General features: G+C 73.1%; 14 protein-coding genes and 1 tRNA gene. 11 read left to right on the forward strand and 4 right to left on the reverse strand.

All coding sequences use genetic code 11. The features are described 5' to 3' along the window. Window positions 1-215: 215 nt before the first annotated feature. The gene (gene bldD / locus WBK50_RS16615; RefSeq protein ID WP_297503019.1) at window positions 216-707 is read left to right on the forward strand and encodes a transcriptional regulator BldD; all 492 of its coding nucleotides are present in this window, start codon (window positions 216-218) and stop codon (window positions 705-707) included. A gap of 96 nt (window positions 708-803) precedes the next feature. On the opposite strand, the gene WBK50_RS16620 is transcribed toward bldD, so the two are convergent. From WBK50_RS16620 to WBK50_RS16630, 3 genes are read right to left on the reverse strand one after another with little or no spacing between them, the layout of a single operon-like run. Then, window positions 804-1,163 (reverse strand): acyl-CoA thioesterase, encoded by a 360-nt coding sequence (locus tag WBK50_RS16620; RefSeq protein WP_341336485.1) that lies wholly within the window; start codon window positions 1,161-1,163, stop codon window positions 804-806. Continuing rightward, window positions 1,067-1,615: an acyl-CoA thioesterase gene (locus WBK50_RS16625; RefSeq protein ID WP_341336486.1), complete on the reverse strand. Its 549-nt coding sequence runs from the start codon at window positions 1,613-1,615 to the stop codon at window positions 1,067-1,069. Before WBK50_RS16625 ends, WBK50_RS16620 begins: the two co-directional genes overlap by 97 nt. Further along, window positions 1,615-2,511: an alpha/beta fold hydrolase gene (locus tag WBK50_RS16630; protein WP_341336487.1), complete on the reverse strand. Its 897-nt coding sequence runs from the start codon at window positions 2,509-2,511 to the stop codon at window positions 1,615-1,617. Before WBK50_RS16630 ends, WBK50_RS16625 begins: the two co-directional genes overlap by 1 nt. A 189-nt stretch (window positions 2,512-2,700) precedes the next feature. On the opposite strand from WBK50_RS16630, the gene WBK50_RS16635 reads away from it, so the two are divergent. From WBK50_RS16635 to WBK50_RS16670, 8 genes are all read left to right on the forward strand, one after another. After that, on the forward strand, window positions 2,701-3,654 hold the full coding sequence (locus WBK50_RS16635; protein WP_341336488.1) for a DNA polymerase domain-containing protein: 954 nt from the start codon (window positions 2,701-2,703) through the stop codon (window positions 3,652-3,654). A 283-nt stretch (window positions 3,655-3,937) separates the two neighbouring features. Then, window positions 3,938-5,587 (forward strand): hypothetical protein, encoded by a 1,650-nt coding sequence (locus WBK50_RS16640; RefSeq protein WP_341336489.1) that lies wholly within the window; start codon window positions 3,938-3,940, stop codon window positions 5,585-5,587. Window positions 5,588-5,780: 193 nt separating this feature from the next. Beyond that, window positions 5,781-7,607: a flavin-containing monooxygenase gene (locus tag WBK50_RS16645; protein ID WP_341336490.1), complete on the forward strand. Its 1,827-nt coding sequence runs from the start codon at window positions 5,781-5,783 to the stop codon at window positions 7,605-7,607. A 144-nt stretch (window positions 7,608-7,751) separates the two neighbouring features. Beyond that, window positions 7,752-8,012, forward strand: coding sequence for a DUF3311 domain-containing protein (locus WBK50_RS16650; protein WP_341336491.1), 261 nt, complete (start codon window positions 7,752-7,754; stop codon window positions 8,010-8,012). Beyond that, complete coding sequence (locus tag WBK50_RS16655; RefSeq protein WP_341336492.1) at window positions 8,009-9,484, forward strand: sodium:solute symporter family protein; 1,476 nt, start codon at window positions 8,009-8,011, stop codon at window positions 9,482-9,484. The genes WBK50_RS16650 and WBK50_RS16655 overlap by 4 nt, the downstream gene beginning before the upstream one ends. Window positions 9,485-9,497: 13 nt before the next feature. Further along, complete coding sequence (locus WBK50_RS16660; RefSeq protein ID WP_341336493.1) at window positions 9,498-10,883, forward strand: amidase; 1,386 nt, start codon at window positions 9,498-9,500, stop codon at window positions 10,881-10,883. Window positions 10,884-11,110: 227 nt separating this feature from the next. Then, a tRNA-Pro gene (locus WBK50_RS16665) sits at window positions 11,111-11,184 on the forward strand. A 211-nt stretch (window positions 11,185-11,395) separates the two neighbouring features. Next, a complete protein-coding gene (locus WBK50_RS16670) occupies window positions 11,396-11,530 on the forward strand; it encodes a LuxR C-terminal-related transcriptional regulator (RefSeq protein ID WP_341336494.1) in 135 nt (44 codons plus the stop codon). 575 nt (window positions 11,531-12,105) lie between these two features. Here the strand turns inward: WBK50_RS16670 and WBK50_RS35170 are convergent. Continuing rightward, window positions 12,106-13,062, reverse strand: coding sequence for a DUF2267 domain-containing protein (locus WBK50_RS35170; protein ID WP_445942267.1), 957 nt, complete (start codon window positions 13,060-13,062; stop codon window positions 12,106-12,108). 247 nt (window positions 13,063-13,309) lie between these two features. On the opposite strand from WBK50_RS35170, the gene WBK50_RS16675 reads away from it, so the two are divergent. Both WBK50_RS16675 and WBK50_RS16680 read left to right on the forward strand, forming a co-directional pair. Further along, window positions 13,310-13,642 carry a DUF2795 domain-containing protein gene (locus WBK50_RS16675; protein ID WP_341336495.1) on the forward strand — a complete coding sequence of 111 codons (333 nt, stop codon included), beginning with the start codon at window positions 13,310-13,312 and terminating at the stop codon, window positions 13,640-13,642. A 463-nt stretch (window positions 13,643-14,105) separates the two neighbouring features. Next, window positions 14,106-17,801, forward strand: coding sequence for a GAF domain-containing protein (locus WBK50_RS16680; RefSeq protein ID WP_341336496.1), 3,696 nt, complete (start codon window positions 14,106-14,108; stop codon window positions 17,799-17,801). Window positions 17,802-17,883 lie beyond the last annotated feature (82 nt).

Below are 17,883 nucleotides of genomic sequence, written 5' to 3' on the forward strand. Positions count from 1 at the left end.
GGGGTGGCCCGGCTTGACCTGCGGCGCTGCTGCGGCGGAGGATTACTCTCCGTATTGAAAGGCGGTGACGAGGGTGGCCGCGGCAGCGGGGGGCACCGCCTTTGTCGACACCTCTCGCACGGACCGGTCCGCCGCACCCGCGGCCGGTGTCCGCGATTCGCACGACACGGTCCGGTCGGCCCGCGACCGGACGACAAGAATGAGGAGATCGCCAGATGGGCGACTACGCCAAGGCGCTCGGGAGCAAGCTCCGGGCCATCCGGCAGCAGCAGGGGCTGTCGCTGCACGGCGTCGAGCAGAAGTCGGGGGGCCGCTGGAAGGCGGTCGTCGTCGGCTCCTACGAGCGCGGCGACCGGGCAGTCACCGTGCAGAAGCTGGCCGAGCTGGCCGACTTCTACGGCGTGCCGGTCGCCGAGCTCCTGCCCGAGGGCCGCGTGCCCTCCGGCTCCGAGCCGGCCACCAAGATCGTGATCAACCTGGAGCGGCTGCAACAGCTTCCCGCCGACAAGGTGGGCCCGCTGGCCCGCTACGCGGCCGCCATCCAGAGCCAGCGCGGCGACTACAACGGCAAGGTCCTGTCCATCAGGGCCGAGGACCTGCGGTCGCTCGCGATCATCTACGACATGACACCCGGTGAGCTGACCGACCAGCTCATCGACTGGGGCGTCCTGCCCCCCGAGGCCCGGCCGGTCCACCGGGCCGAGTAGCCACGCAACGGCCGCGCTCCTGGGGAAGGGTGGCGCGACCCGCGGCAGGAATCGACGAACGGCGGCGGTCCCACAGGACCGCCGCCGTTCGTCGTGTCAGCGCTCCTTGCGGAACAACGTCTCCTGGGTGAGGCTCGCGCCGATCTGGCCGCCCCGGTCCCGCACCGTGCCGGTGTACCAGCCGCGACCCGCGGAGACGGTGTGCGGCACCAGGTCCACCAGCGCCCAGTCGTCGAGCCTGATCGGCCGGTGGAACCAGACGGCGTGGTCCAGGCTCGATCCCGTGCGCCACGTGCCGTCGTGCAGCGGGGCCAGCCCGGTGAGGATGTCCGAGACGTAGGTCAGCACGCAGGCCTGGGTCAGCGGGTCCGGCGGGAGCTCCTGGGTGCACCGGGCCCAGAACCGCGTCGGCCACTGGACGCCCGGGAACGGCTGCTTCGGCAGCCGGCCCTCCATCGAGAACAGCCGCGGCGGCGTGAAGGCCTGCTGCTCGCGCGGGTCCCCGGCGTCGATCGGGGGGCGAACTGCCGGTCCAGCCCCTCCTCGGCGATGTGGAACGAGGCGGACATGTTGAAGATGACCTCGCCGTTCTGGATCGCGACCACCCGGCGGGCGGAGAACGACCGGCCGTCCCGGTCCCGGTAGACGCGGAAGAGCGTGGGCCGCGACGCGTCGCCGCCGCGCAGGTAGTAGCCGTGCAGCGAGTGCGGCGACCGGTCCTCGTCGACCGTCCGGCCGGCGGCCAGAAGGGCCTGCGCCGCCACCTGTCCGCCGTAGAGCGCCCACTGCTCCTCGAAGACTGTGGTGGCCCGGAAGAGGTCCCGCTCGAGCGGTTCGAGGGTCAGCAGGTCCAGCAGGGTGGGATCGGCGACCGCCTCCGCGGGCGGGTGCGTCGGTGGGTGCGTCATCACCGGGACACCGTCGCATCCGGACGCGCCGCGTGGGAGTGCTGCCAGTCACCCAACAGGGTACGCAGTCCCGTGACCAGCGCGATGGGGTTGTCGATCATCACGTGATGGGCGGCCGTCGGGATCTCCACCACCGGTACCCCGCGGCCCAGCTTGTCCACGATCATCTCGCCCATGTCCGCCGGGACCAGCCCGTGCTCCGCCCGGAAGAGCGCGACCCGGCACCCGGGGACGTCCAGGTCCCCGGGCTCCAGCGGGCGCCGGTTGAAGACCACCGGGTCGAACTTCCAGGCCCAGCCGTCGTCGAGCCGCCGGACGGAGTGCTCGGCGATATGCGCGGTCACGTACGGCAGCGCGACCTCCTGTGCCGGGACCGCCCGGAACCGCGCGACCGCCTCCTCACGGGTGGCGTACCGCTTCAGCGGTCCGAACGCCCGCCGCTCGCGAGCCGCGACGTCCTCGGGCGGCTGGTCTCGCACCGGCGTGTCGATCGCGACCGCACCGGCGAGACGGTCGCCGAACCGCTGTGCGGCGACGAGGGCGACCATTCCGCCCATGCTGTGCCCCACGACCACCGGCCGCGTCCCGGCCCCGGCCGCGTCCGCAGCGGCCAGGGTCTCCTCGGCCCAGACGTCGAACGTGTAGTCCGGCCGGCGCCCGGAGTCCCCGTGCCCGGTGAGGTCCAGCGCGACGACGCGGCGCCCGGCCGGCTCGGCGAGCAGCGGCGCCACGTGGTCCCACCAGCGCGAATGCGCGGCGCCGCCGTGGATCAGCACGAGACCGTCACCGGACGGGCCCCACGCGCGGAAGCGCACGGGGGCGCCGGAGACCGACACCTCGCCGACGTCCGCCTCGGTGTCCAGCGCAGCACGGAACCAGGCGGGGGTGGTGGCCACGGGTGGTGTCCTCCTCGGGAGCGATCACGCGGACGCGTTCGGGCGCGGACGTTACGGCACCGGCCTGCTCCGGCAGGTGGCGACGAGCCGTCCTCCCCCGCCGGCTCGGCGTCCGTCCCCCGCGCCCGAGAACACGCGGGGCCTTCGCACGTGTGGCCCACCGGACGTGATCAGTGGTAGGACGTCGCTATGAGCCCCTCGACGGAGTCCCGCGCCGGGGTGCCCCTGAGCAGCCTGGACTCCCCGCTCTTCGACGGCGCGGACGCCACCAAGCGGGACCTCGTCGACTACCTGGAGGCGGTCGCGGACCGGATCCTGCCGGGCCTGCGGGACCGCCCGCTGTCGGTGATCCGGGTCCGGCCCGGGCAGCAGCCGTTCATGCAGAAGAACCTGCCGGCGTCCGCGCCGGACTGGATCCGCACGACGACGGTCTGGGCCGAGTCGTCGAAGCGGGAGGTCCGCTACGCACTGTGCGACGACCTGCCGACGCTGCTGTGGTTCGCCAACCAGCGGGCGGTCGAGTACCACCCGGCGCTCGTCCCCCTCGGCCCGCCGCGGGCGACCCAGCTGGTCCTGGACCTCGACCCGCCGGAGGGCGCCGCGTTCGGGCACGTGGTGCGCGCCGCCGCGCTCGTCCGGCAGGCGCTCGCCGACGCCGGGCTCGCCGGCGCGGTGAAGACCAGCGGCGCGAAGGGCCTCCACGTCGTCGTCCCGCTGGCGGACGGGACCGCGATCGAGGACGGGGCCGCCGCGACCCGCGCCCTCGCCGCGCGCGCCGAACGCCTCGGCCCGGACGTCGCCACCACCGCATTCCTCCGCGACGACCGGGAGGGGAAGGTCTTCCTGGACCCGACCCGGGTGGGCGGCGCGACCATGGCCGCCGTCTACAGCCCGCGGGTCCGCCCGGGCGTCCCGGTGTCCTTCCCGGTTTCCTGGGACGAGCTGGACCGGGTGTCACCCGCGGACTTCACGATCCACACGGCGGTCGGCCTGCTCGGGGACGCCGACCCGTGGCGGGACGCGCTGCCGGCGCCGCAGTCGCTGCCCGCGGATCTGGTCGAGGAGGGGCACACCATCCCGGTCCCGCGGGTGCAGGCGATGCACGAAGGCAAACGCCGAGCACGGGCCCGCCGAGCGCAGTAACGGCGTTCCGCTACCCGGCGGAGGCGAACCGCACCCGGGTGACCGCCCGGCGAACATGCCACCAATCGAGTGACCGGCTCGCTACCAGCGGGCGCACGCCGAGTGGTCTGTCAGGTCCGACCAGTGGTCGTTGCGCTGTTAGGGTGACGACCGGTGAACGGATGAATGACTCTTGGTGAACGTCCGGTGACCGGAGTAGGTCTTGTGGCTCCACTTCGCACACCGGAGGCGTTCCACCGTGGAACCGATCGATCGCCGTGCCCGAGCGGGCTCCGTCGACGCCGTGACCGTCGCCGGACCGCTCGCCCGCAGCATCCCCTCCCAGCGCAGCAACCCGGCCCCGGGCGGCATCCCGACCCGACGCGGCGCCGGGGACCCCCGGCCGGGCCGGCACAGCTCCGCCGGTCCGGTCGAGGGCGAACCCTCCGCGGAGGACCGGCAGATGGTGTCGGTCGGATCCCTGCTGCGCCGCGAGGGTCGCGTCCGGCACGCCGTGGACCGGCCCCTCCGGCCGCGGGCCGCGCACCGGGCGGAGATCGAGGCGGCGCAGGAGGCCGCCGGGGGCGCGCCGCTGGGGGGCGTCCGGCGCAGTGTCGCCGCGGGCGGGGCGCTGCTGATCGCGGGGTCGGTGCTCGGCGTCGCGATCCTCACGGATCCCTCCGGCGGGCCCTCCGATGCCGAGCAGGCTCTCGGCGGCAGCTTCCCCGGTCAGGGCCTCCCCGATGGCAGCCGGGGGTCGCTCGGCGCAGGAGGGACGCTCGACGCGGGACAGGCGGCGCCGTCGTCCTGGATGACGGTCGCATTCCCGTCCGTGCTGGTCACGGCCGACCCGAACGCGGCTGCCGGGCCGGCCGAGCGGATCAGGTTCACCCCCGCACCCGTCGCCGGCGCGGGCTCGGCCGGACCGCCGCCCTCCGTGCCGGACCTGACGCCGGCCGCCGGTGTTCCCGGCGCTCCGGGCGGTGTCGCCCCCGGCGGGACGGCGCCCGGTGGCCCGGCTCCGGTGGTGACGATCCCGGTCGTCCCGGTGCCGGCCGTCCCGGCCCCGGGAGGCACAGGCAACGGTGGACCGGGGACCGGGACGGGCGGATCCGGCGGGACGCCACCCGTCGTGACCGATCCGGGGCCCGGCGGCGGGGGCGGGAACGGTGGCGGGGGCGTTCTCGCCCCGGTCCTCGAGGACCCCGTGGTCACGCCGATCGTGCAGCTCCCCGGCGAGGTCACGCCCGTGCTGGGGCCGGTGCTCGGCACCGTCGGGACCGGCGTCGTCGGCCCGGTCGCGCAGACCGCCGGCGAGGCGCTCGGCGCCGTGACCGAGCCTGTCGCCGACGACCTGCTGGTCCCCGCGGCGGAGGCGATCGTCCCGGCTGTGGGCGCCTTCGCCGCCCCGGTCGTGACCGCGGTCGCGTCGACGGCGGAACCTCTGGTCGCCGCGGCCACGCCCGCCGCCGCGGTCGTCGCGCCGGTCGCGGACGTCGCCGCCCCGGCCCTGGACGTCGCCGGCCCGGTGGTGGCCGCGACCGCCCCGGTCGTCGAGGCGGCCACGCCGCTGGTGGAGACGACGGCGCCGCTCGTCACGGCGGTGGAGCCCGTCGCGAAGGCGGCGGCACCCGTCGTCGAGGCGGCCGAGCCCGTCGTCGCGGCCGCACCGGTCGTCGAGAAGGCCGTGCCGGTCGTCGAGGTCGCCCAACCGGTGCTCGACATCGCGGAGCCGGTCACGAACGTCGTCGAGCCGGTCACGGGGCCGCTCACGACGCTGACCGAGGAGGACGGCGGGGCGCAAACTGCCTCCGCCGGCGCGAGCAGCCCGGCGGCGGAGGGGCAGGGCACTTCCTCCTCCGAGGAGGGCTCCGGGAGCGGCGGTTCGGGCCTCGTCGAGACGGTCGCGGACACCACGAGCTCGGCCCTCGGTGGCCTCGTCCGCGGCGGCTGAATCCCCGCCCGGTCACCGGTAGCCACTCCGCACCGGGCGGAGTGCGGTCCGACGACCTTCCGGGGGTGCAACCGTGGTGCAACCCTTCCCGATCGCGCCGGAACCCCGTTGTCTTGTCCCAGGACGCCGTCACCGACGACGGTGTCCCTGTGCTGCCGAGCACGGCAGGGATCACGGACAGGGAGGTCCTCACATGACCCAGACCCTCGAACCGGCGCCGGGGCAGGAGCGGCCGACGCCGGCCCGCGAGCGGGTCGACACGTGGCTCGCGGACTTCGAGGCGGCGCTGGCCGACCGGGACGCCGAGCGCGCGGCCGGACTGTTCGCGACCACTTCGTTCTGGCGCGATCTCGTGGCGTTCACCTGGAACCTCAAGACCGTGGAGAACCAGGAGGGCGTGGCGGACCTGCTGCGCGCCACCATGGACACGACGGACGCGCGGGGCTTCCACACCACCGAGGAGCCCACCGAGACGGACGGTGTCGTCGACGCCTGGATCGGGTTCGAGACGGCGGTCGGGCGGGGCCGCGGGCACCTGCGGCTCAACGACGAGGGCGCCTGGACCCTCCTCACCACGCTCCACGAGCTCAAGGGGCACGAGGAGCCGCAGGGCAACAACCGCCCGATGGGCGCCGAGCACGGCGTCCACCGCGGCCGGGTGACGTGGAGCGAGGCGCGCGAGGCCGAGCTGACCGAGATGGGCCGGACCCGCCAGCCGTACGTCGTCGTGATCGGCGGCGGACAGGGCGGCATCGCGCTCGGCGCCCGGCTCAAGCAGCTCGGGGTGCCGCACGTCGTCGTCGACCGGTACGCCCGGCCCGGGGACCAGTGGCGCGGCCGCTACAAGTCGCTGTGCCTGCACGACCCGGTCTGGTACGACCACCTGCCGTACCTGGACTTCCCGCGCAACTGGCCGGTCTTCGCGCCCAAGGACAAGATCGCGGACTGGCTCGAGTTCTACACGAAGGTCATGGAGGTCAACTACTGGCCCTCCACCACCTGCACGTCCGCGACGTACGACGAGACCACCCAGGAATGGACCGTCGTCCTGGACCGCGACGGCGAGGAGGTCGTCCTCACCCCGAAGCAGCTCGTGCTGGCCACCGGCATGTCCGGCAAGCCGAACGTGCCCGAGCTGCCCGGTCAGGACGTCTTCGAGGGCGAGCAGCACCACAGCTCCGCGCACCCCGGCCCGGACGCCTACAAGGGCAGGAAGGTCGTGGTCGTCGGGTCGAACAACTCGGCGTTCGACATCTGCGGGGCACTGTGGGAGGTGGGCGCGGACGTCACGATGGTGCAGCGCTCGTCGACGCACATCGTGAAGTCGGACTCGCTGATGGACCTCGGGCTCGGGGACCTCTACTCCGAACGGGCCGTCGCGTCGGGGGTGACGACGCAGAAGGCGGACCTGATCTTCGCGTCGCTGCCGTACCGGATCATGCACACGTTCCAGCAGCCGGTCTACGCGGCGATCAAGGAACGGGACCAGGAGTTCTACGACCGGCTCGAGGCCGCCGGCTTCCGGCACGACTGGGGCGACGATGACTCCGGCCTATTCATGAAGTACCTGCGCCGAGGCTCGGGCTACTACATCGACGTCGGTGCCGCGGACCTCGTCGCGAACGGGGACGTCCGGCTGGTGCAGGGCCAGGTCGCCGAGCTGACCCCGCGCACGGTCAGGCTCACCGACGGCACGGAGCTGGAGGCGGACCTCGTCGTCTACGCCACCGGCTACGGCTCGATGAACGGCTGGGCGGCGGACCTGATCAGCCAGGAGGTGGCGGACAAGGTCGGGAAGGTCTGGGGTCTCGGCTCGGACACCACCAAGGACCCGGGCCCGTGGGAGGGCGAGCAGCGCAACATGTGGAAGCCCACCCAGCAGGAGGGCCTGTGGTTCCACGGCGGGAACCTGCACCAGTCCCGCCACTACTCGCTCTACCTCGCCCTGCAGCTCAAGGCCCGCGCCGAGGGCATCGACACCCCGGTCTACGGCCTCCAGGAGGTTCACCACACCTCCTGAGGCCCACCGACACCGCTCACGCACACCTTCGCGGGTCCGCGCCCAGGTTCCGACCTGTGCGCCGGCACGTCGGCCTGTGCGTGAGCGGCTGTCGATGCGGGCACGATTTCCGTGCACGGGCGGCGGAGGCGCAACCTGGCACGCATGGCAGCCCCCCGTGAACGAACTGCGTCGAGACGATCCCTCTGGTGGTTGCTCGGCCCACCCGTGATGTTCTGCGGGTTGCTCCCGTTGGCGAACCGCGTCGACCCGGTCGTGCTCGGGATGCCGTTCTTGATGTTCTGGCTGCTCCTCGCGACGCTGCTGTCGCCGGTGTTCGTCCGGCTGGCGGCGAAGGGCGACCCGGTCTGGGCGGCCGCTCGAAAGCGGGAGCAGGGCAGGCAGCGGGAGCGGGACGCGCGGTGAACGCCGTCGTCTCCGTCGGGATCCTGGCGCTGTTCATGGTCGCCGCCTGCGTGCTCGGCGTCCGCGCCGGCCGCGGGCGGGACAGGAAGGACCTCGCCGAGTGGTCGATCGGCGGCCGGAGCCTCGGGCTCGTCATGACCCTGGTGCTGATGGCCGGCGAGACCTACACGACCTTCAGCTACCTCGGCGCGGCGGGCTGGTCGTACACGCACGGGCTCTCGGCGCTCTACGTCGTCGCCTACCTGACCATCGGGATGGCGGCGAGCTACGTCGTGGGGCCGCTGCTGTGGAACTACGCGCACCGCCACGGGCTGCACAACATCACCGACATCGTCTCCCACCGGTTCGGCGCGCCCTGGCTGGGCGCGCTGCTCACCGTCGCCGCCACCGTCTTCCTGCTCCCCTACATCCAGCTGCAGATCACCGGCATGGGCACGGTCGTCGCGAGCGTGAGCTACGGGGCGATCGGGCTCGGCGTCGCCTACCTCGTCGCGTTCGTCGTGTCGGAGGTCTTCATCCTGGCCGGCGGGCTGCGCGGGAGCGCGTGGGTGTCCGTGCTCAAGGACCTGACCGTGGTGGTCACGCTCGCCGTCGTCTTCGTCTACGTGCCGCTACGATTCTTCGGCGGCTACGGCGAGCTGTTCGCGCGCCTCGGCGCGGAGCGTTCGGCCTGGCTCACGCTGCCCGGCCCGAACTCCGCGACCTACGGCCTCGCCTGGTTCGTCTCGACGGCGCTGCTCAACGGGGCCGTCTACAGCGTCCTGCCGACGACGGTCGCCGGCTTCCTCGGCGCCCGGTCGGCCCAGACGCTGCGCCGCAACGCCGTCATCCTGCCCCTCTACCAGGTGCTGCTGTTCGTGCCGGTGCTCCTGGGCCTGGCCGCGACGTTCGTCGTGCCGGGCCTGAAGGACTCCAACCTCGCGATGTTCGAGATGATCCGCTCGACGATGCCCGCATGGCTGCTGGGGATCGTCGGGGCCGCGGGCGCGCTGTCCGCGCTCGTGCCGATGGCGGTGTTCATGCTGGTCATCGGCACCATGTGGGGCCGTTCGGTGTTCAGCCTGCACCACCGCACCGCGAGCCGGCCGCGGCAGCTCTCCCAGGTCGTCACGCTCGTCGCGGGCGGTCTGGCGCTCGGCATGACCTACCTCTTCCCGAACGCGCTGGTCCGCTTGTCGGTGATCTCCTACGAGGGTCTCGCGCAGCTGCTCCCCCTCGTGGTGATCGCACTGGTGTGGCGGCGGATGTCACCGGCGGGCGGGGTCGCCGGCATGACGGTCGGGATCCTCCTCGTGGTGGTACTGATGGTCACGGGGAACGACCCGTGGAACGGGATCAACGCCGGGGCGCTCGCGCTGGTGGCGAACCTGGCGATCACGGTCGTGGTCTCGCTGGCGCGGCCCGGGGACGCTCCGCCGGAACGTCTGGCCGTGTCGAAGCTCGCCGAGCCCGAACCCGTCGCGGCCCGCTGAGCAGGAGGAACCCGTGCCCGTACCCGCCGATCTCACCGCCCGCGAGCTGCTCGACGGCTACCGCACCCGCACGCTGTCCCCCACCGAGGTGCTCGACTCCGTCCTCGAGCGGATGGCCGCCGACGAGCCGAGGCTGCACGCGACCTACGCCCCCGACCCCGAGGGTGCCCGGACCGCCGCACGGGAGTCCGAGAAGCGCTGGGCGGACGGGGCACCGATCGGCGCCCTCGACGGTGTGCCCGTGACGATCAAGGAGAACATCGCCACCCGCGGCACGCCCTCCCCGCTCGGGACCGCCGCCACCGTCCTGCAGCCGGCCGCGGCGGACGCCCCGGCCGCCGCCCGGCTGCGCGAGGCGGGCGCGGTGATCGTGACGAAGACGACCATGCCGGACTATGGGATGCTCGGCTCCAGCCAGTCGTCCTTCCACCCGCTCACGCGCAACCCCTGGGACCTCTCGCGGACGCCCGGCGGCTCCAGCTCCGGGGCCGCCGCCGCGGCCGCTGCGGGGTACGGACCGCTGCACCTCGGCACGGACATCGGCGGCTCGGTCCGGCAGCCGGCGGGATGGAACGGGATCGTCGGGCTGAAGCCGACGTTCGGCCGGGTGCCCGTGGATCCGCCCTACGTCGGCCGAGTGATCGGCCCGATGTGCCGGACGGCAGCGGACGCGTCGCTGCTGATGTCCGTGATCGGGGTGCCCGACCCGCGCGACCACACCGCGCTGCCCGCCGCCCGGATCGACTGGCCGGACTCCCCCGGCGACGTCCGCGGCCTGCGGATCGGGCTGCTCCCGTCCGTGGGGACGGGGTTGGACACCGACCCCGAGATCCGCGCCGCCGTCGAGGCCGCCGCCCGCGCGTTCGAGGCCGCGGGCGCCGTGGTCATCCCGGCGGAGCCGTTCACGACCCGCGAGATGCTCGACGGGATCGACCGCTTCTGGCGCGCTCGTGCCTTCGCCGACCTGGCGAAGCTCCCCGAGGAGCGCCGCCGCGCCGTCCTGCCCGCGATCACCGACTGGGCCGCGAGCGGCGAGACGATGACCGGGTCCGAGGTCTTCCACGGCTTCAGCCAGATCGACGCGATGGCGGTCGCCGCGAACCGCGCCCTGGCGGACCTGGACCACCTGCTCCTGCCTACGGCCCCCATCCCGCCGTTCGCGGTGGAGTACGCGTCCGTCTTCGACGACCCGCAGCGCCCCTTCGAGCACATCGCCACCAGCCTGCCGTTCAACATGTCCGGGCAGCCCGCCGTCTCGGTGAACTGCGGCTACACCGCGGGTGGCCTCCCGATCGGCCTGCAGATCGTCGGCAGGCGCTTCGACGACGCCGGCGTGCTGGCCGCCGCCCTGGCCTACGAGCAGCTGCGCCCGGCCCAGCGTCCCTGGCCCTCGGTGTGACGCGGGTTACCCGCGGGTACCTACCAAAGTCGCCCCGCGTCGGGCGACCGAGGGCGGTGGTCGCAGACGATCTCCCCCGCGACACTGGGTACGGCCTTCACGGCGGTGCCACGCCGTGATCGCCGCCGGCAGTGCGCTCGCCGACAAGTTGGGGGGCGGCACGAACGGGCCGATGTGGAGCCCGATCAGCGGTGCGCTAAGCTGGTCGAGCCCCACAGGGGGCGGCTCGGGACGTGGCGCAGCTTGGTAGCGCACTTGACTGGGGGTCAAGGGGTCGCAGGTTCAAATCCTGTCGTCCCGACGCAAGGCCGGAGGCCGGTACCGTTCGACGGGGTACCGGCCTTCGGCCTTTCTACCAGCGGCCACACCGCAACCGTGATCCCCGGCCAGCGGTCGATGCCGATCAGGACAAGATCACCCGCGAAGATCATTCGGGACCGCTTCTGGACCACGCTGATCTCCACGCGCCGCGGAAGCTGTGTCCCTGGTTGAAGCTCCGAAGGGTCAGCTGCGTGGTGAGCGAGCCGGGCAAGGGCCACCTCAGCCGACGCACCGTCGAGGCGCACCTGCGATCGATCTACCGCAAGATCGGCGTCACAACCCGAGCCGCCGCGATCCGTGATGCCTCCAGCATGATCTGCCGGTGAGAGCGGTGGCGATCGGATTATCAGCGCCTCGCACGATTGGCCGCAGTCAGTGACATCATCTAGGCAACTCGGTACCGTCACATTGCCCGAACGCCGACTCGAGCATGTTCGGGGCTCATGTCACGATGCGCCGATTCCCTCCTTGGCGCTCGTGGCGTGAAGGTGGCCCGGTCTGAGTGGTGGGTGCCCCCTCGTCACTCAGAACGGGTCGCCTGCCAAGTCGTCTCCGCTTTGCGCCTCGGGTAGTACTCGGAACTCTGTGAACAAGGCGGTGGCCTGCTCGTGCTCTCCCCGACGTCTATCAAGGCCGCGATCGTCACGCGCTCGATGAACTGCTTTGCGACCCCGTGCCCAAGGACTGCTGATGCACCGACGGTGCCCTCGATACACAACCGCTGAGTTTCGACACCATCCCGGTCCGCGCCGGCGGCGCATATCCCGCTCCTCTGTCCTTTCCGCGCTCTGGAGAATGCCCGCCACGACCGACACCACCGCCACTCATGACCTCCTGCGGGCAACGCCCGCGTACGAGCGGCGGAACCCGCCCTGCTACGTGGGCAGCATCTGCGGTGCCCTCACCGGCACTCAAACCGCCGACATCTGCCGACACACCGAGTGGCACGCCGCCCTTGCCGCACTACTGGCACCCGAGGGCCGACGCGACCCGTCCCGATGAACGCTCGCCACCGGCGCCGGTCCGCCCGGCCACACGAACAGCCGGCCTGGGTCCCCGCGGCCAAGGCGACCTGGCCGCACCATCGGGCCGCAGTCCTGCTGCTGGCAGCGGTGATCCTCGTGCTCGTCCTCGGCCTGCTCGTCACCGGCGCCACGTCAATAGTCCCGGCAGCGTTGTGCTCAGCTGCCGTTGTGCCCGGCCGGCGGGACGTTCTCGCGACCTTCCCTCCTCGGGCCAGGGCCGAGAGCTTCTCTACCTGGCGAACGCAGCGGATGCTGCGACGCGGTGGATCTGGGGACAAGTATCGAATCCGGCGCCGGTTGGGGGCGGCCAGCGCGCATGCGCGAGGCCTTGCCCCTGGTGCGCGAGGCCGCGGCGGAGTGCGGGACGCAGTTCGCGGGCGCGAGCGGGATCGGGTCCTCCACCTCGCCGCCGGTGAGGCGATGGGGCCAGCGCCTCGGGCACCGCTTACGACGTCACGCCGATCGCCTCGTCGAGCAGGGGCTGGAAGTCCTCCGGGAAGCTCGGCGCGCATATCGGTGAACTCCTTGGTACCGGCCCGCCACAGCGCCGCGAAGGTCCCCTTCGCCACCTTCTCGGCGACGCGCCGATCAACCCCCAGGTGCTGCTGCAGTCGCTGCAGGAACTCATCGAGGTCGAACTTCTCGTGCGGTCCCGCGTACTCGATGCACGAGCGCAGCTTCTCGGGCAGGCGCGGTGCGAGATCCTCGGCCTCTCCCTTCGAGATCCGCCGAGCCAGCGTCTGGAGCGTGAAGCAGGCGACGTGCTCGATCTGATGCCCTCCCGGGTTGCCCGCCACCTGCTGCACCGTCTTCAGGAAGTCCTGGTAGTCCATGGCCGCTCCTCGGCTCGCTGTCCCTTACGCAGGGAGGTGCCCATGGGAGGCCGGATGATGCGCACCGAGCGGGGTTCGGGTGCGCCGCTGCTCCAGGGGGCGAGGAGCCGGTCTCATGAACGTGTCGCCACCGGACCACGATGCGCTCGGCGATGTCCTCAATCGGCCTGCCAGTGCGAGGCCACCCCGCGCGGCTGACGCGCTCAGGCCCACGCCCCCGCGGCGCCGGTGAGGCCAGCATGAGGACATGGCGGCCTACACCACCCGTGAGCGGTTCAAAAAGGCGTTGATCGACGCCGACTACCCGGCGACGAAGGAGCAGCTCCTCGAGACCGCGGTGCGCAACGGCGCGGATGAGATGACGCTGAAAGCGCTGCGATCGATCCCACCGGTGGACTACCGCAACTTCCACGATGTGGAGGCCTCGGTCGAGATCCGAGACGAGGACCCGGAGCTGGAGGCCGCTCTGAAGGCGGAGCGCCGCAGGCTGCACACCCATCCCGGGCTCAGCGAGCGGGCGAAGGACGTGCCGCCGCCCAGCCCGATCGTCGAGGAGTTGGGGGAGAACCGAGGCAGCTGACGGGACCGCTCGGACCCCGGGTGAGGGAGCCGGAGTCCGAGCGGTTCCGTACTGCCCGGCGATTCCGGGGCGACCCCGACACGCCGGGCCGGCCATGCCTGCGCGGGCGCACGTCGCGGTGCACCGCTGGATGACTGCCGGTGCCGACGGCTCTCGAGCTCACGAGTTCGGGTCGGTGGTGCCGTGACATCACCGCCTTCCGGCGCCACACCCAGCCCGACCGCGGCGACGGGCAGCGGTTGTGGTCCGGGCACAGTTCCGGTCAGCGGCACCGCCCGGCGCGACCGGTCCTACCATGCTGTGGTCGGCGACGACATTCGTCCGCCGCGCTGCTGGACCTCGCCCGCGCGAGCACGCCACCCCACTCGTCCTGGGCGCCGGCGTTGCAGCGGGGCGGCCCTGTCGCCGACGGGCCCGGGCACCGGCGCTTCCGCCACCCGCCCGACGGGAAGGGCGACCCGACATGCGTATCGTCAGCCACGAGCCCGCCGCGACCCGAGGACGGCCGCCGGCAGTGGGCGCGGGGCTGTCCCCGCGGCGCCGGCTGGCCGGGGCGCTGACCGGGCTGATCGTTCTTCCCCTGCTCACGGCAGGTCTGGCCCAGCTCCGCGACGTCGTGGAGCTGCCCGTGCAGATGTTGCTCTACCTGCTCGCCGTCGTGATCGTGGCACTGCTCGGCGGGCTGGTCCCGGCACTGGCCGCCGCGGCCGCGGCCACGGTACTGCTCGATCACTACTTCGTCCCGCCGCTCTACGACGTCGACGTCGCCAACCCCACCAACGTGGTCGCCCTGGTCGCGTTCGTCCTCGTCGCCGGCGCGGTCAGCTCGCTGGTCGGCCTGGCCGCCCGCCGCACCCACGAGGCCGAAACCCTCGCGGCCACCAACGCCGCGAGCCGCGAGGAGCTACGCCTGCTCGCCGACGAACAGGCCGCGCTGCGCCGGGTGCTCGCCGAGGAACAGGCCGCGCTGCGCCGCCTCGCCACGCTGGTCGCCCGCGGGGTGGCGGCGCACGAGGTGTTCGCCGCCGTCGCGCAGGAGGTCGGCAACGTCCTGGCTGCCGACGCCACGAACATCACCCGCCTCGAACCCGACGGCGCGGTGACCATCCTCGCCCGCGTCGGCGCCCACCCCGCCGAGTTCCCGGTGGGCAGCCGCTGGACCCCGCAGCCGCCACTGGCCCTGGCACTCGCCCTACGCACCGGCCACCCGGCCCGCCTCGACGACTTCAGCCACGCCACCGACGCCTACGGCGACTTCTTCCGCCGGCGCGGATTCCGCTCGGGGGTCGCGGTACCGATCATCGTCGACGGGCGGTTGTGGGGCGGGATCGCCGTCGGCACACGACGCCAGCGATTCCCGGCCGACACCGAAGAACGCATGGCCGGGTTCACCGAACTCGTCGGCACCGCGATCGCCAGCGCCGAGGGCCACGCCCAGCTCGAGCACAGCCGCGACGAACTGCGCCGCCTCGCCGAGGAGCAGGCGGCGCTGCGCCGGGTCGCCACGCTGGTCGCCCGCGGGGAACCGGCGGCTGAATTGTTCGCGGCCGTCGCACAGGAGGTCGGCCACGTCCTCGGGGCCGATGCCACGACCATCGCCCGCCTGGAGCCCGACGGCGCGGCGACCGTCCTCACCCGCGTCGGCGACCCTCCTGACAAGTTCCCGCTGGGGAGCCGCTGGACGATCGAGCCGCCGCTGCCTCTGGCGGTCGCCGTGCACACCGGCCGCCCGGCCCGCCTCGACGATTTCAGCCAGGTCGCCGGCGCCTACGGCGACCGCCTCCGCAGGCTGGGGATCCGGTCGGGGGTCGCGGCTCCGATCATCGTCGAGGGGCGCGTGTGGGGCGCGATCGGCACCGGGACCCGTCGCGAGGAACTTCCGGCCGGCGCCGAAGAGCGCATGGCCGGTTTCACCGAGCTCGTCGGCACCGCGATCGCCAACGCCGAGGGTCGCGCCCAGCTCGAGGACAGTCGCGACGAACTGCGCCGCCTCGCCGAGGAGCAGGCCGCGCTGCGGAGGGTCGCCACCCTGGTCGCCCGCGGGGAACCGGCGGGCGAGGTGTTCGCGGCCGTCGCGCACGAGGTCGGCCACGTCCTCGGGGCCGACGCCACGACCATCGCCCGCCTCGATCCCGACGGCGCGATGACCGTCCTCGCCGTCGTCGGCGATCACTCCGACAATCTGGCGGTGGGCAGCCGCTGGACCCCTGAGCCGCCGCTTGCCCTGGCGGTCGCCCTGCGCACCGGCCGCGCGGCCCGCTGCGACGACTACAGCCACGCCTCCGGCGCGTTCGTTGACGCCACCGTCCGCCGGCTCGGAATCCGGTCGTCGGTCGCGACCCCGATCACCGTCGAGGGGCGTCTCTGGGGCGCGATCGTCGCCGGCACCCGGCGCGCGCATCTTCCGGTCGACACCGAACAGCGCCTGGCCGGGTTCACCGAACTCGTCGGCACCGCGATCGCCAACGCCGAGGGCCGCGCCCAACTCGAGGACAGCCGCGACGAACTGCGCCGCCTCGCCGACGAACAGGCCGCCCTGCGCCAGGTCGCCACGCTGGTCGCCCGCGGGACACCACCAGCCGAGGTGTTCGCGGCCGTCGCGCACGAGGTCAGCAGCGTCCTCGGGGCCGACGCCACGCCTATCGCCCGCCTCGATCCCGACGGCAGGGCGACCGTCCTCGCCGTCGCCGGCGACCCCCCCGACGCGTTGGCGGTGGGGAGCCGCTGGAAGCCCGAGCCGCCGCTGGCCATTGCGGAGGTCCTCCGCACCGGCCGCCCGGCGCGCTGCGACGACTACGGCCAAGGCTTCGGCGCGGCCGGTGACGCCGTCCGCCGGATGGGAATCCGCTCGGGGGTCGCGGCTCCGATCATCGTCGAGGGGCGGCTGTGGGGCATGATCGCCATCCTGGGGCGGCGCGGTCTCTTCCCGGCCGACACCGAACAGCGCCTTGCCGGTTTCACCGAACTCGTCGGCACCGCGATCGCCAACGCCGAGGGCCGCGCCCAACTCGAGGACAGCCGCGACGAACTGCGCCGCCTCGCCGACGAACAGGCCGCCCTGCGCCAGGTCGCGACCCTGGTCGCCCGGGCGACCCCGCCGGAGGAGGTGTTCGCCGCGGTCGCCGCCGAGGTCGGACAATTGCTCTCCGTCGAACAGGCGCTGCTGAACCGCTACGACCCGGAGGGCACGGCCACGGCCCTCGCCCCGTGGAGCAGCACCGGCGGCGCCGTGCCCTTCCCTACCGGCACCCGGTGGAGCCTCGGCGGGCGGAACGTGACCACGCTGGTGTTCCGGACCCGCCGGCCGGCGCGGATCGACGACTACGCCGAGGCCACCGGCCCGGCCGCCGACCTCACCCGCGCGCAGCGCGTCCGCTCGATCGTCGGCGCGCCGATCAGCGTCGAGGGGCGGCTGTGGGGGTTCATCAGCGTGATGTCCAGCCGCCCGGAGCCGCTGCCGGCCGACACCGAGGCACGGCTGGCCAGGTTCGCCGAGCTGGTCGCCACCGCCCTGGCCAATGCCGAGGCCCAAGCCGCACTGACCACGTCGCGGGCGCGGATCGTGGCCGCCGCCGACAGCACCCGCCGCCGGATCGAGCGGGACCTGCACGACGGCACCCAGCAGCGACTGGTGGCGCTCGGCCTCGCGCTGCGCCTGGCGCAGTCCATGGTGCCCGCGGACCTGGTCGAGCTGCAGACCCGGATCGGCCGGGTCGTCGACGAGCTCACCGAGGCGGTCGAGGAGCTGCGCGAGATCGCCCGCGGCATCCACCCGGCGATCCTGTCCGAGGGCGGGCTGGGCCCGGCCGTGCGCACTCTGGCCCGCCGCGCCGCGATCCCGGTGGAGGTCGCCGTCCGGACCGACACCCGCCCCGCGGAGCCGATCGAGGTGGCCGCCTACTACGTCGTGTCCGAGGCCCTGACCAACACCACCAAACACGCCCACGCCTCCCACGCGGACGTCGCGGTGGAGGAACGCGGCGGGCTGTTGCACCTGTCGATCCGCGACGACGGCGTCGGCGGCGCCGACCCGGCGGGAGGCTCGGGTCTGATCGGGCTGCGGGACCGGGTGCTGGCCCTCGGCGGGTCGATCGAGGTCGGCAGCCGCCCGGGGGACGGCACGACGATCGTCGTCGACCTTCCGCTGCAGACCGACTGACCGGTGGACCCCCGACTCGCCACGAGAAGCGGGCTGACCACCAGCACTCGTTTGGATCCCGCCGCTACGTGGAACCCGAACG

This window comes from Pseudonocardia sp. T1-2H, from assembly GCF_038039215.1.
Lineage (GTDB): Bacteria > Actinomycetota > Actinomycetes > Mycobacteriales > Pseudonocardiaceae > Pseudonocardia.